Below are 13,115 nucleotides of genomic sequence, written 5' to 3'. Positions count from 1 at the left end.
ATGGCGAACCCGCTGTCATCGTTGTCGCTGCCGCAGGGCATGGAAATCACGGCTGAGATCAAGCCGGGCTATGCAGCGATCCTCACGCGCGAAGCGCTCGAGCTCGTCGCCGCACTGCATCGCACTTTCGAACCGCGCCGTCAGCAGCTGCTGCAAGCGCGGGTGGAACGCACGAAACGGCTCGACGCCGGCGAGCGTCCCGACTTCCTCGCCGAGACGAAAAGCGTGCGCGAAGGCGACTGGAAAATCGCGCCGCTGCCGCACGATCTGCAATGCCGCCGCGTGGAGATCACCGGTCCGGTCGAGCGCAAGATGATCATCAACGCGCTGAACTCGGGCGCGGATTCGTACATGACCGACTTCGAGGATTCGAATGCGCCGAGCTGGGATAACCAGATCACCGGCCACATCAATCTGAACGACGCGGTGCGCCGCACGATTTCGCTGGAGCAGAACGGCAAGTCGTACCGACTGAACGACAAGGTCGCCACGCTGATCGTGCGTCCGCGCGGCTGGCACCTCGACGAGAAGCACGTGAAGGTGGACGGCAAGCGTGTGTCGGGCGGCATCTTCGACTTTGCGCTGTTCATGGTTCACAACGCGAAGGAACTGGTCGCGCGCGGCTCGGGCCCATACTTCTATCTGCCGAAGATGGAGAGCCATCTGGAAGCGCGCCTGTGGAACGACATCTTCGTCGCCGCGCAGGAAGCGCTCGACGTGCCGCGCGGTACGATTCGCGCGACGGTGCTGATCGAAACGATCGTCGCCGCGTTCGAGATGGACGAGATCCTGTACGAACTGCGCGAACATAGCTCGGGGCTGAACGCCGGGCGCTGGGACTACATCTTCTCGGCGATCAAGAAGTTCAAGGCGGACCGCGATTTCTGCCTCGCCGACCGCTCGCAGATCACGATGACGTCGCCGTTCATGCGCGCGTATGCGCTGTTGCTGCTGAAGACCTGCCATCGCCGCAACGCGCCGGCGATCGGCGGCATGAGCGCGCTGATTCCGATCAAGAACGATCCGGCGGCCAACGACCGCGCAATGGGCGGCGTGCGCTCCGACAAGGCGCGCGATGCCGGCGACGGCTACGACGGCGGCTGGGTCGCGCATCCGGGCCTCGTGCCGATCGCGATGGCAGAGTTCGTCAAGGTGCTCGGCGACAAGCCGAACCAGATCGGCAAGCAACGCGACGACGTGCTCGTCACGGCCACCGACCTGACGGACTTCCGTCCGGAAACGCCCATCACCGAAGGCGGTCTGCGCAACAACATCAATGTCGGCATTCACTACCTGGGGTCGTGGCTCGCGGGCAATGGCTGCGTGCCGATTCACAACCTGATGGAAGACGCCGCCACCGCGGAAATCTCACGCTCGCAGGTGTGGCAATGGATTCGCTCACCGAAGGGCAAGCTCGACGACGGCCGCAAGGTCACAGTCGAACTCGTGCGCGAGCTGTCGGCGCAGGAGCTCGACAAGGTGAAGCAGGCGGTGGGCGGCGATACGAAGCCGTATGAGCGCGCCGCGCAGATCTTCGAACAGATGTCGACGTCGGAGCAGTTCACCGACTTCCTGACGCTGCCGCTGTACGAGGAAATCTGAGGCCGTCGACGCACGACGCTGTAGCAAGCTTGCCTTTACGCGCGATGAGCAGCGTGAAGGCTGCTTGAGTCGCAAGACTGACCGACCACACGGCCCGACAGGCGCAAGCCTGCCGGGCCGCCTTTTTTTTGCACGCGTTACGCCTTCGTCGCGCGCGTGCGCCGCGCTCAGTCAGCGCGTGTTGCGGTACTCGATCCAGTCGCCCGATTTGATTTCGGGCAGGCCCTTCACCGCATTCGGCGCGACCGGATAGAAGCGGCAATTCACGACGTTACCGTCTACTTTCACCATCACCTCGCGCGCGAGGAAGCGATTCTCGACACCCGGATACACGGCTTCGATTTCATCGAGCACCGCGACCAGCGCATCGTCGATTTCGTAGACGTCGCCGATCACGTCGATGCCCGCTTCGTCGACGACGAGGCCCGGGTACAAGCCGAAGTCGAACAGATGGCCGCGCACAGTCGCCGTGCCGAGCCGATTCGGCGCGGCGATCTCGTTGCGCGCCGCGGCTGCGCTGATGTCGTTCACTTCACCGGCACGCAACGTGCCGTATACAAAGACGGTCTGCATCGTCGTTTGCTCTCCTTGAATGAGGGTTCGGGTGGCTTCGGTTCGAGGCGGGGGGTCAGCCGGCAGGTCAGTTCAGCGCCGCGCTCGCAACGAGCACGCCGTCGATATCCGCGTAGATCCATTCGCCGGGACGCACCAGCGCGCCGGGCAACTGCACCGCCACGCCGCGCTCGCCGGCGCCGCGCTTCTGGCCGCGCCGCGGACAGGTGGCGAGCGCCGCCACGCCGACGTTGACTTCGTTGAGTTCCTGCGTATCGCGCACGCAGCCGTTCAGCACGATGCCCGCCCAGCCGTTCTGTTCCGCGAGCTGAGCAAGGTTGCCGCCGACCAGCGCGCAACGCAGGCTGCCGCCGCCGTCGACCACCAGCACGCGGCCCGCGCCCTTCTCTTCGAGCGTGGCGCGCACCAGCGCATTGTCTTCGAATACTTTCAGCGTCACGGCTTCGCCGCTGAAGCACTCGGCACGGCTGAACAGGTGAAAGACCGGCTCGAGCACGCGCAACGTGCCGAGCGCCAACTGGTCTTCGTGTGCGTCGCACAAATCCGCGGTAGCAAAGCTCATGAGGTTCTCCTCGGGGTCCGGGCAATCGGGACATTATGCAACGGCGGGTTGCAGGCAACATCTACAATGATGAGGCCCGCTGTGGGCGTGGTGCCGGACCTGTGATGGCAGCGCTTTGCGCATGCCGTAGTTCCACGCTTCACACCGGCTTCCAGCACTCCGTTATCTGGATCGATCTGCGCCATGACTTCGTCCGCCGACTCCGAGCTGTCGAGCTTCGTCCGCTTTGTCGACATTCCGCCCGAGTTCCAGCCGAACGAGACGCATCCGATTCGCGTGCGCTCGCGGCAGATGCCTTCGGGCTGGCGCATCGCGCGTCATACGCATGCGTGGGCTCAGGTGGCCTATGCGTCGCGCGGCGTGCTGCGGGTCGCGACAACCGGCACGACGTGGATGGTGCCGCCGTCGCGGGCGATCTGGGTGCCGCCACACGTGACGCACGAAGTGGTGGCCATCGAAGACGCGTTCCTGCGCACGCTCTACATCACCGAAAGCACCGTGCCGGCCGGGCTGGATACACCGCGCGTCGTCGAAGTGTCGGACCTGCTGCGGGAGGTGATCGCCGCGCTCGATACACCCGGCATTTCGGCCGCGCGCGAGCAGTTGCTCGGCGCACTCGCACTCGACGAACTGACGCGCTCGGAGCCGCTGCCGCTGTCCGTGCCGATGCCCAACGAAAAGCGTCTGCGGGCGCTGTGCGAGGCCGTGATCGCTGACCCGACGCACGGCGAGTCGCTCGAACAATGGGCATCCAGCGTGGGCGCGAGTACGCGCACGATCGCGCGGCTGTTTCGTCAGGAGTTGGGCGTGAGCTTTTCGCAATGGCGTCAGCAAGCAATTCTGGCGCGCGCGATTCCGCTGTTGAGCCAGGGGCGTCCGCTCTCGCATGTCGCGCAGGAACTCGGCTATCAGAGCCAGAGCGCGTTCTCCGCGATGTTCCGGCGCGCGTTCGGCGAAAGTCCGCGGGCGTTCATCGAGCGGGGTTCGGAACATCGTGCGGAAAAGGGTGAACACGGCGACGCGGAGGCGGAAGAAGAAGCGGCGCAAGATCGCGCGGATGCGTCGAGCGGTGCCGCCCGCTGAGTTGCCCACGGAGTTGCCCACTGAGTCGCGGTCTCAGACCCGCCGGGCCAGATGACGGATCGCGCCAAGCTGCGCGAGACGCGGCCCCGCGAGCTTATAGCCCTTGCGCTGATAAAGCCGCGCGGCGGGATTGTCGACGAACACGCGCAGTTGCAATTCGCGCAGCCCACGCTCGCGCGCCCATTGATGCGAGATGTCGAGCAGATACGTGCCGGCGCCAAGCCGCCGATGCCCTTCGGCAATCTGCACGTCGCGGATGTGCAGCGAATCGCCCTCCTGCGTGATGCGCAGCACGCCGATCGGCTGGCCATCCACTTCGAGAATAAAATTCTCCGATTCGCGCCAGCTGCCGAGAAACAGATCGCCACGCCAGACCAGATGGTGCCGGCGATAGTAGCCGCCCATGTTGTTGCGAGTCAGCGCCTCGGCGAACTCGAAATCGTCCATGCTGGCATTGCGCAGATGAAACGGTGACGGGGCTTCGGTTGGATCGAACATGGCGGAACAACGATAATGAGTCGGTCAACGGTAAAACAGGCCGCGCGCGCTGGCAATGCCTGTTTGTCCCGAGCATACCAAAGCATTTATTCCGCAGTGCCCGTCATGGTAGGCAACAGCACCCGGTAGATGTGAATGAACGCCGGACCTGGCAAGACCACGAGCCAGCTCATCGCAAGCAGCGGCAACGCAATCGCCAGTACGGTCTTCGCGGCGAAATAGACCGCAGCGGCCGCCGGCGTGCGCCAGCCCGCGTTCATCATCCGCACGCGTAGCGCGGACTGGTCCCAGCCCTCCTTCGGAATCGACAGTTTCGAAATGGGCTCGGAGATCTCCGCCAGCTTCTCGATCCAGCCACTGCCAGGCAATTCGCCGCCGGACACCGCCGTTGCCGCGACCTTCGCACCGCCAGCCTGCTCGATACGGCGCCGCATGTCACGCGGCGCGAATACCAGCATCGCGCCGAATGCACAGGCAAACACCACGGCGAACAGGCCGATCAGCAACACCACCTGCATCGTTTGGAGCGTTTCCATAGTTCCTCCTCGGTGACGCGCAAGCCGTCGCGCCAGAATCAAACGGCACTAAACCCGAATCCGCACGATGCGCCGCATCCATAGCAGACCGAACAGCATCGAAACAAGCGTGGCGCCTACCATCTTCAGTCCGGCGGGATCCTGCCATAGCACTTCCAGGAAAGTCGGATTGGCCAGCAGCATCAGAGCGCCGGTGCCGAACGGGAGCAATCCGAGCACCCAGGCGGACATCTTGCCTTCGGCCGACAGCACGCGGATCTTGTCGAACAGCTTGAAGCGCTCGCGGATGAGCGCGGAAATGCCATCCAGCACCTCAGCAAGATTGCCGCCGGTTTCCCGCTGGATCAGCACGGCGATCACGAAGTAGCGCAGATCGCTGATGGGCACGCGCGTGCCGAGGTTCAACAACACGTCATGCAGCGGGACGCCGTAATTGACCTCGTCGAAGGTGATACGGAACTCGCTGCTCATCGGTTCGGCGAAATCGTCACTGACCATGCCGATTGCTCCCGAAAACGAGTGTCCCGAGCGCAACGCGCGAGCCAGCATGTCAGAGACATCCGGCAACTGCCGCTCGAGTTGACGCAGGCGCTTGTTACGCTTGCGGCGGACGTAAAGGACCGGAAGTGCACTCGTGCACAATGCGACGAGTCCGGCGAGCAGGGTCGGCACCGGTGCGAAGATGGCAGCCGCCATCACGATCGGCGGCAGCGCGATGCAGGTAGCGACCAGCCGCGCCACCGACCAGCCGAGCCCTGACTGCTGAAGCATCAAGTCGACCGATTGAATGCGCGGTACGCGCATGAGCATCCGGTCGACCAGCTTCGACTCGTTCAGCATGCTCTGCTTCAGAATCGACAGGCGCTGCTTGTTGACATGCCCGCCGGCGGACATCGCACGCAGGCGCGATTCGAACCGCCCGGCCGCAGGTCCGTGCCGGTCGTTCCACCAGTGGTAGACGCCCTCGAACGCAAGCACCACGGCAGCAAACAGCAAGATGATGAAGGCGTAGAAGATCAGTGCCATGCGGGTCTCCTGCGTATCCGGATGAGCTGCTCGCGACTCGGATCATGCGGGTCACTTTGTCTCGAAGCGCCGGCACGGATCGTAGATCTGGTCCGGCAAGCCGACGCCAAACGCCTGCAGCCGCTCGGCGAATTTCGGCCGCACGCCGGTCGCACAAAACCATCCCTGGATGTTCCCGTTGGCATCGACACCCGTGCGCTTGAAGGTGAAGGCAGCCCGAGCCCAGCCATGCCGAGCATGTTTTCGAGGCGAGTCAGCGCGTCGCGCGGCGTGTTCGCGTGGATGGTGGCAAGCGACCCCTCGTGGCCGGTATTCATCGCGTTGAGCATGTCGAGCGCTTCCTCGCCACGCACTTCGCCAAGAATGATCCGGTCGGGGCGCATGCGCAGCGCGTTGCGCACCAGCGTGCGCTGCGAGATCTCGCCCCGCCCTTCGATATTCGGCGGACGGGTTTCGAGTCTGAGCACATGCTGTTGACGCAGTTGCAGTTCCGCGGCGTCTTCGATCGTGACGATGCGCTCGTCTCCCGGAATGAAGCCGGACAGGATATTCAGCAAGGTCGTCTTGCCGCTGCCCGTACCGCCTGAAGCGAGGATGTTGACCTTCGCTCGCGACAGCGCATCGAGTAGCTCCGCCATCGGCGGGGTCAGGCTTTGCAACTCGACGAGGTCGGCGACCTGCAGCGGATTGACAGCAAAGCGCCGAATCGACAGCAGCGGCCCGTCGACAGCCGACGGCGGCACGATTGCATTGACGCGCGAGCCGTCCGGCAATCGCGCATCGACCATCGGACTCGATTCGTCGATGCGCCGTCCAACACGCGACACGATCTTTTCGATCACTTTCATCAAATGCGCGTCGTCATAGAAGGTCGCGTCGGTCAGCTCGAGCCGCCCTTTGCGTTCAACATAGGTATGCCGGGACGTGTTGACGAGGATATCGGAAATGGTCGGATCCCTAAGCAACGCCTCGAGTGGACCGAAGCCGAACATCTCGTCATGAATGTCGACAACCAGCTGCTTGCGCTCCAGATCGTTGGCGGGCGCTTTCTCTTCCTCGAGGATGCGGCCGATCAGCGTGCCGATCTCCTGCCGGACCTGCTCGGACGGCAGCCGGGACAGGCGCTCCAGTTCGACGCGTTCGAGCACGAGTTGGTGGATCTCCTGCTTCAATTTCTGATACGCGGCCCGGAGCATGCCGCTCCGCGAATGTGCGCTCTCATGGTATTCGCCAAGCGACTGCACACGTTGGGACGAAATCTTTTCACGCAGCGACGTGCCGTGCTCCTCGATCGTTTCTACATGGTTCCAGGTTTCGGCCCGGCGTTGCGGCCGAGCATGCGGGCGAACAGCGACTCGCCCTGCGCATGGTTACGTCCGGACAGCGGGGCCCGCTTGACAATGTTCTCCGCCAGCATCTGCAGGCTGCGCGACACACTGCTGCCACGCGCAGTCTTCGCGATCGGCAAGCCCTGGTCCATCGCCGCCGCAACCACCGAGACGTCTTCAGGGATGAACTGATACGGACGCATGCCGAGCACCTCTTCCAGCGCGGCGCGCGCCCGTTCGCCGTGGCGCGCGTACCGGTTCAGCAACAGCCGGATCTGGTCGGGCGCACAGCCGAGCGATGCGAGGATCTCCTGCAGTTGGCGCCCGGCCCGCACGTGCGGCATGCTGGCCTGCAACACCATATGAATCTGGTCGCTGCGGTCCAGCGCCAGAATCGACAGTTGATTGATGGTTTGCCCGAGATCGATCACCACGAAGTCATAACGCGGCACGGCGACACCCATGATCCATTCCAGCCGGTCTTCCTTGATATCGGCTGCCTTGACCGGATTGCCGGCACCCGCAAGAACGTGGAAATTCTCGCTGACGTGCAGCAGACTCGCGTCGAAGAAGGCCGCATCCATGCGCCCCACTTGCGTGCACATCTGCGGCAGTGTCGAAGCCGGGATCTCGTCGGTCAGCAGGAACGCCGCGTCGCCGAACGACTGATTGAGGTCGATCAGCAGAACCCGCTGCTCCTGGGTGGCTGCAATCGCGTGCGCGATGTTGCTGGCGATGAGGCTCGTGCCCGCCCCACCCTTGCAGGAGATGAACGACACCACCTGGGTCTCGCGGGCGCCGCGCAGCGTCCGCTGGCTTTCGGCACGCAACAGCGCGTCCCCGAGAGAACGCTTGTCGACCGGCCAGCCAAGCACATCGCGAATGCCTGCCCGCATCGCGGCGATCAGCGTCTGCGACGAGTCATCGGAAATCACCAGCGCGGCTGTTCCCGCTTGCAGTCGCCGCCCTCTGCCAACGCGATTGCATTTGCCTGTTCGACGGGAGGGGCCTATCTCCTCAATACGTTCTGGAGCTTCTCCTCTGTTCCCGCTCTGACGAACGTCTGGCGATTCGTGGTCGTTTCACTGTCAGGTCTGGCACTGACCACGCTGGTGTCGCACGTCATGCAGGTGGCCGGGGCCAGTCCGGGATTGGGCATTGCGATGGTGGTTTGCGTTGTTCCACCACTCGCGTTCGTCGCCCATCGGCAGTGGACCTATCGTTGAAGCTGTGCGCGTCAACGGCTCGGAGATCATGAAACGCATTGAAGATCGGCGCCTATGAAAGCAAAAAGCCCGCTAGGCGCGGGCTTTTTGCTTATTACTTGACTGTATTGAACGTCTTCCAACAGCAATCTGGCGGAGCGGACGGGACTCGAACCCGCGACCCCCGGCGTGACAGGCCGGTATTCTAACCAACTGAACTACCGCTCCAGATTTTGCTCGTGGCTTGTGAGCTACGCTCATTCACCTATTGCACCGTTCAAACTTCCAACCGAACGACGCCGGTGTTTTTGGCGTCCCCTAGGGGATTCGAACCCCTGTACTCACCGTGAAAGGGTGATGTCCTAGGCCTCTAGACGAAGGGGACAACGTACTGCTTACACCTTTAATGAAAAAGCCCGTTCAGGTTTGAATGAACGGGCTTTGTCTGGCGGAGTGGACGGGACTCGAACCCGCGACCCCCGGCGTGACAGGCCGGTATTCTAACCGACTGAACTACCACTCCAGTCTTTACACCCTGGCTTGCGAGCGTCGGTTATTTCTCTGCAAGCTGCGCTGCTTCACTATTACTCGAATACTAAAGCGACGCTGATGTTTGGCGTCCCCTAGGGGATTCGAACCCCTGTACTCACCGTGAAAGGGTGATGTCCTAGGCCTCTAGACGAAGGGGACATAATCTTTTCAGATCTGTCTTTAATTCGCCGCTAACTCACGCTAACTTGTCAGTTATTTCGTTTCGTCAACTGCGAAGACCGATATTCTAACTACGTTGCAGCCGTTTGTGAAGTCTTTTTTTCTACAACTTCCAGACTTCAGAACAACTTTACTCTGCTGTTGGTGGAGGTAAGCGGGATCGAACCGCTGACCTCTTGCATGCCATGCAAGCGCTCTCCCAGCTGAGCTATACCCCCTGCACATCAGAGAAACGAGATTTTAGAGGCCAATCTGCGCTTTGTAAATACCCTTTGAGCAATTACATGCGACTTTTTTCAGGCCGTATGCAAACCCTCTCAACGCACGCGCGAACCCGCTCGATCAAGCCAGCGCTTTTTCAATGCGGCCCACGACGACGTCACGGCCGAACAGCATCAGCACGCTGTCGATCGATGGCGTGTGCGTCGTGCCCGCCACCAGCAGACGAACCGGCATCGCCAGCTGCGGCATCTTCAGCTTGTGCGCGCCAAGCGTCGTCTTCAGCGCGGCGGCGATCGCCTCCCTGGTCCACTCCACGGTCTTCAGCGCAGCGGCCAGATCGGCGAGCGCCGGACGCACCAGGCCGGTTACGTGCTGCGCCAGCGATTCGGCGTCGGGCGCCGGCGTGCGATAGAACATCGCGGCGTTCTCCGCGATCTCCTTCACCGTCGACGCACGATCCTTCAGCAAGCCTATCACCGCCGTCAGATCCGCGCCCTGAGCGAGCGCGGCTTCCTCGATACCCAGCTCCGCGAAGAACGGCCTGGCAAGCCCGGCGAGGCGCGCGTTGTCCGCTTCCTTGATGTAGTGCGCATTGAGCCAGTTCAGCTTGTCGTGGTCGTACTGAGCCGGCGACTTGCCCAGGTGCTCCAGATCGAACCATTCGATGAACTGCTCGCGCGTGAACACTTCCGCGTCGCCATGCGACCAGCCCAGACGCGCCAGATAGTTGACCACCGCTTCCGGCAGATAACCGGCGTCGCGATAGCCGACCACGCTCATTGCGCCGTGACGTTTGCTCATCTTCTCGCCCTGCTCGTTCAGCACGGTCGGCAAGTGCGCGTACACCGGCGTTTCGCCGCCGAGCGCGTGCAGGATGTTGATCTGCCGCGGCGTGTTGTTCACGTGATCGTCGCCGCGAATCACGTGCGTGATGCGCATGTCCAGATCGTCGACCACCACGCAGAAGTTGTAGGTGGGCGTGCCGTCCGGGCGCGCGATCACGAGGTCGTCGAGCTCTTCGTTCGAGATCTCGATGCGGCCCTTCACCGCGTCGTCCCATGCGACCACGCCGGTCAGCGGATTACGGAAGCGCAGCACGGGCTGCACGCCTTCCGGCGGCTGCGGCAGAACCTTGCCCGGCTCCGGACGCCACGTGCCGTCATAGCGCGGCTTTTCGCCCGCTTCGCGTTGCCGGTCGCGCAGTGCATCGAGCTCTTCCGTCGACATGTAGCACGGGTAGACGAGGCCCGCGTCCTGCATCTGCCTGAGCACTTCGCGGTAACGGTCCATGCGCTGCATCTGGTAGAACGGGCCTTCGTCGAAATCGAGGCCGAGCCACGCCATGCCTTCAAGAATGGCGTCGACGGATTCGCTGGTGGAGCGCTCGACGTCGGTGTCCTCGATCCGCAGCACGAAGGTCCCTTTCATCTTGCGCGCGAACGCCCACGGATAGAGCGCGGAGCGAATGTTGCCGAGGTGGATGAAGCCAGTGGGACTCGGTGCAAAACGGGTACGAACGGAGGTGGTCATTAGCGGTTACTCGGAAGACTGGCGTCGGCGCCTGGACGGACATCGCCCGTGAAGCGCGGCAGCGGACCGCGCCCATGCGGCACACAGCGCCGGGCATGGACACGAGGGAAATAAATGCGAGAGCCGAATTATACCTTCCGCACGCGCGTTGCCTGGCCTCGTCCGAATGGCCGATGGCGGTGTGCGCGACGATGTGTGTTCGAGCGCTGGCGGGCGCCTGAGCGACATACAAGCCACGCCGAGGCCACCTTAAAGCCGCGCTCCAAGTCACCCGAAGGCTTCCTCTGCAACGTTTCATTACCAGGCCGCCGCGCGCGCGGGGCTTTGATTTATGATGTGCGCGCGCTGCGGCTGGAGATAGGTCCACAGCGCGCGGAATCGCCGCGGCGATCCTGTCCGTCTGACCATCAGCCTGATCGCGGCCCGCGGCGACGCCGAATGCGTCGCCCGCGCCGCTGCTGGAGAATTCGTTGAAACCCTCTTCACCCCGTCTCGCCCGCCGCAACTTTTCATTGGCAGCCGCCTCCGCGGTACTGGCCGCCTGCACCACGACCGGCGGCAAAACCGACTGCGCGCCGGTCGCCGCCACGCCCACCGTCAACCCGCCGCCTGAGAAATCGCCGCGGCCGGTGCGCGTCGCGCTTGCGCTGGGCGGCGGCGCCGCGCGTGGCTTCGCGCATATCGGCGTGATCAAGGCGCTCGAGGCGCGCAATATCCAGATCGACCTGGTGGCCGGCACCAGCGCCGGTTCGGTGGTCGGCGCGCTGTACGCATCGGGCATGAACGGCTTTGCGCTGAACAAGCTCGCGCTGACCATGGACGAAGCGTCGATCAGCGACTGGGCGATGCCGTTTCGCACGCGCGGTTTTCTGCAAGGCGTCGCGCTGCAGAACTACCTGAACAAGACACTGAACAATCGCCCGATCGAGAAGATGCCCAAGCCGCTCGGCGTGGTGGCCACCGATCTGAAAACCGGTCAGCCGATCCTGTTCCAGCGCGGCAACACCGGCATCGCAGTGCGCGCATCGTGCAGCGTGCCGTCGATTTTCGAGCCGGTGAAGATCGGCGGCCATGAATACGTCGACGGCGGCCTGGTGAGTCCGGTGCCGGCCTCGTTCGCGCGCAAGATGGGCGCGGATTTCGTGATCGCCGTGGATATTTCGCAGCGCCCGGAAAGCGGCCTGACCGCCAGTTCGTTCGACGTGCTGATGCAGACCTTCACGATCATGGGCCAGACGATCAAGGCCTATGAACTCGACAAGTACGCCGACGTCGTGATCCGGCCGAATCTGGCCGCGATGAGCGGCAGCGACTTCTCGCAGCGCAACGCGGCGATTCTGGCTGGCGAAGAAGCGGCGGCGAAGATGATGCCGGAGTTGCAACGCAAGCTGGCCGCGAGCCGCGCGGCGGCGTAGCCAGCTGGAGAGCGCAGGTTGCCGCTGCGGGCGCGCTGCGCACAAAACACCCGCCCAAAAGCAAAAAGCCTGCTTCGCATGAAGCAGGCTTTTTTATCGCGCCCAAACTGCCGACCCGGCCAGAATCAGTTATTCGCGCCAATCGTCGCGTTCACACGCTTGCGCAGATCCTCGCCCTCCTGATACGACGCCTCGATCCGGCGTGCACCCGTAAAACGCTTTTCCCAGTAGCCGCTATCCATGTCGTCGACGCGGATCGTGCTGCCCGTGGAAGGCGAATGCACGAACTTGTTGTCGCCGATATAGATGCCAACGTGCGAGAACGTGCGGCGCATCGTGTTGAAGAACACCAGATCGCCCGGCTTCAGGTCGCTCACGCGAACCTTCTCGCCGACGCGGCTCATTTCCTCGGCGCGGCGCGGCAGCGCCATACCGAGCGTGTCCTGAAACACGTAGCGCACGAACCCGCTGCAATCGAGCCCCGAATCAGGAGTATTGCCACCCCAACGGTAGCGAACGCCGATCATGTTCAGCGCGCCGACCACCACGTCGCCCGCTTTGCCAGCCATGCCGGACAGGAACGATTTGGCGCTGCCGCCTTCGCTAGCCGAAGCGGTGGTTTGCGAATTGGAGAAGGACAAGGAATTCGACCCGCTGGCGGTCGAATATGACGCATTTTGAGCGAAACTGCTTACTTCGTCGGCGAACGCGCCGGGAGCTGCTGCCATCAAGACGCCAATGAACATCCCGGCGACGACGCGCGTGCAAGCCTGGGTCAGGTTTCTGTGCTGCATTGGTCGGTAGTTTTTGCCTAAAAATCAGTG

General features: G+C 63.0%; 11 protein-coding genes, 5 tRNA genes and 2 pseudogenes. 4 read left to right on the top strand and 14 right to left on the bottom strand.

Annotation, left to right across the window (positions count from 1 at the left end; all coding sequences use genetic code 11):
- Complete coding sequence (gene aceB, locus HV744_RS03945) at positions 1-1,602, top strand: malate synthase A (RefSeq protein WP_175148243.1); 1,602 nt, start codon at positions 1-3, stop codon at positions 1,600-1,602.
- 171 nt (positions 1,603-1,773) lie between these two features.
- On the opposite strand, the gene HV744_RS03940 is transcribed toward aceB, so the two are convergent.
- Both HV744_RS03940 and rraA read right to left on the bottom strand, forming a co-directional pair.
- The gene (locus HV744_RS03940; protein WP_175148242.1) at positions 1,774-2,175 is read right to left on the bottom strand and encodes a gamma-glutamylcyclotransferase family protein; all 402 of its coding nucleotides are present in this window, start codon (positions 2,173-2,175) and stop codon (positions 1,774-1,776) included.
- 67 nt (positions 2,176-2,242) lie between these two features.
- Positions 2,243-2,737, bottom strand: a complete 495-nt coding sequence (gene rraA / locus HV744_RS03935) for a ribonuclease E activity regulator RraA (protein ID WP_175148241.1) — start codon at positions 2,735-2,737, stop codon at positions 2,243-2,245.
- Positions 2,738-2,920: 183 nt separating this feature from the next.
- Between rraA and HV744_RS03930 the strand changes: the two genes are divergently transcribed.
- A complete protein-coding gene (locus tag HV744_RS03930) occupies positions 2,921-3,820 on the top strand; it encodes an AraC family transcriptional regulator (RefSeq protein ID WP_175148240.1) in 900 nt (299 codons plus the stop codon).
- A gap of 33 nt (positions 3,821-3,853) precedes the next feature.
- Here HV744_RS03930 and HV744_RS03925 read toward each other — a convergent pair whose 3' ends face one another.
- The 5 genes and pseudogenes from HV744_RS03925 to HV744_RS03905 all read right to left on the bottom strand — a co-directional run bounded on the left by HV744_RS03925 (position 3,854) and on the right by HV744_RS03905 (position 8,143).
- A complete protein-coding gene (locus HV744_RS03925) occupies positions 3,854-4,318 on the bottom strand; it encodes a GNAT family N-acetyltransferase (RefSeq protein WP_175148239.1) in 465 nt (154 codons plus the stop codon).
- Between the two features lie 158 nt (positions 4,319-4,476).
- Positions 4,477-4,854 (bottom strand): annotated as a pseudogene (locus HV744_RS03920) (type II secretion system F family protein); the annotation flags it as partial.
- Between the two features lie 48 nt (positions 4,855-4,902).
- Entirely contained in the window at positions 4,903-5,880 is a 978-nt protein-coding gene (locus tag HV744_RS03915; RefSeq protein ID WP_175148237.1) for a type II secretion system F family protein, read from the bottom strand.
- A gap of 51 nt (positions 5,881-5,931) precedes the next feature.
- Positions 5,932-7,172, bottom strand: a pseudogene (locus HV744_RS03910) (TadA family conjugal transfer-associated ATPase).
- 5 nt (positions 7,173-7,177) lie between these two features.
- Positions 7,178-8,143 carry a CpaE/TadZ family protein gene (locus HV744_RS03905; RefSeq protein WP_246278937.1) on the bottom strand — a complete coding sequence of 322 codons (966 nt, stop codon included), beginning with the start codon at positions 8,141-8,143 and terminating at the stop codon, positions 7,178-7,180.
- Between the two features lie 18 nt (positions 8,144-8,161).
- On the opposite strand from HV744_RS03905, the gene HV744_RS03900 reads away from it, so the two are divergent.
- Positions 8,162-8,434 (top strand): GtrA family protein, encoded by a 273-nt coding sequence (locus HV744_RS03900; RefSeq protein WP_246278936.1) that lies wholly within the window; start codon positions 8,162-8,164, stop codon positions 8,432-8,434.
- Between the two features lie 130 nt (positions 8,435-8,564).
- Here the strand turns inward: HV744_RS03900 and HV744_RS03895 are convergent.
- The 6 genes from HV744_RS03895 to gltX form a co-directional block, all read right to left on the bottom strand.
- Positions 8,565-8,641, bottom strand: a tRNA-Asp gene (locus tag HV744_RS03895).
- Positions 8,642-8,722: 81 nt separating this feature from the next.
- Positions 8,723-8,798, bottom strand: a tRNA-Glu gene (locus HV744_RS03890).
- Between the two features lie 61 nt (positions 8,799-8,859).
- Positions 8,860-8,936 (bottom strand) — tRNA-Asp (locus tag HV744_RS03885).
- A gap of 91 nt (positions 8,937-9,027) precedes the next feature.
- Positions 9,028-9,103: transfer RNA gene (locus HV744_RS03880), tRNA-Glu, on the bottom strand.
- Positions 9,104-9,266: 163 nt separating this feature from the next.
- Positions 9,267-9,342 (bottom strand) — tRNA-Ala (locus tag HV744_RS03875).
- A 124-nt stretch (positions 9,343-9,466) separates the two neighbouring features.
- Positions 9,467-10,876: a glutamate--tRNA ligase gene (gene gltX, locus HV744_RS03870; protein WP_175148235.1), complete on the bottom strand. Its 1,410-nt coding sequence runs from the start codon at positions 10,874-10,876 to the stop codon at positions 9,467-9,469.
- A 470-nt stretch (positions 10,877-11,346) separates the two neighbouring features.
- Here gltX and HV744_RS03865 point away from each other — a divergent pair, with 470 nt between their 5' ends.
- Entirely contained in the window at positions 11,347-12,291 is a 945-nt protein-coding gene (locus HV744_RS03865; RefSeq protein WP_175148234.1) for a patatin-like phospholipase family protein, read from the top strand.
- Between the two features lie 125 nt (positions 12,292-12,416).
- On the opposite strand, the gene HV744_RS03860 is transcribed toward HV744_RS03865, so the two are convergent.
- The gene (locus HV744_RS03860; RefSeq protein WP_175148233.1) at positions 12,417-13,085 is read right to left on the bottom strand and encodes a C40 family peptidase; all 669 of its coding nucleotides are present in this window, start codon (positions 13,083-13,085) and stop codon (positions 12,417-12,419) included.
- Positions 13,086-13,115 lie beyond the last annotated feature (30 nt).

It is taken from the genome of Paraburkholderia ultramafica, from assembly GCF_902859915.1.
Lineage (GTDB): Bacteria > Pseudomonadota > Gammaproteobacteria > Burkholderiales > Burkholderiaceae > Paraburkholderia > Paraburkholderia ultramafica.
Note: the sequence above shows the minus strand (reverse complement) of the source record. Positions and strands in the feature narration are given on the sequence as shown.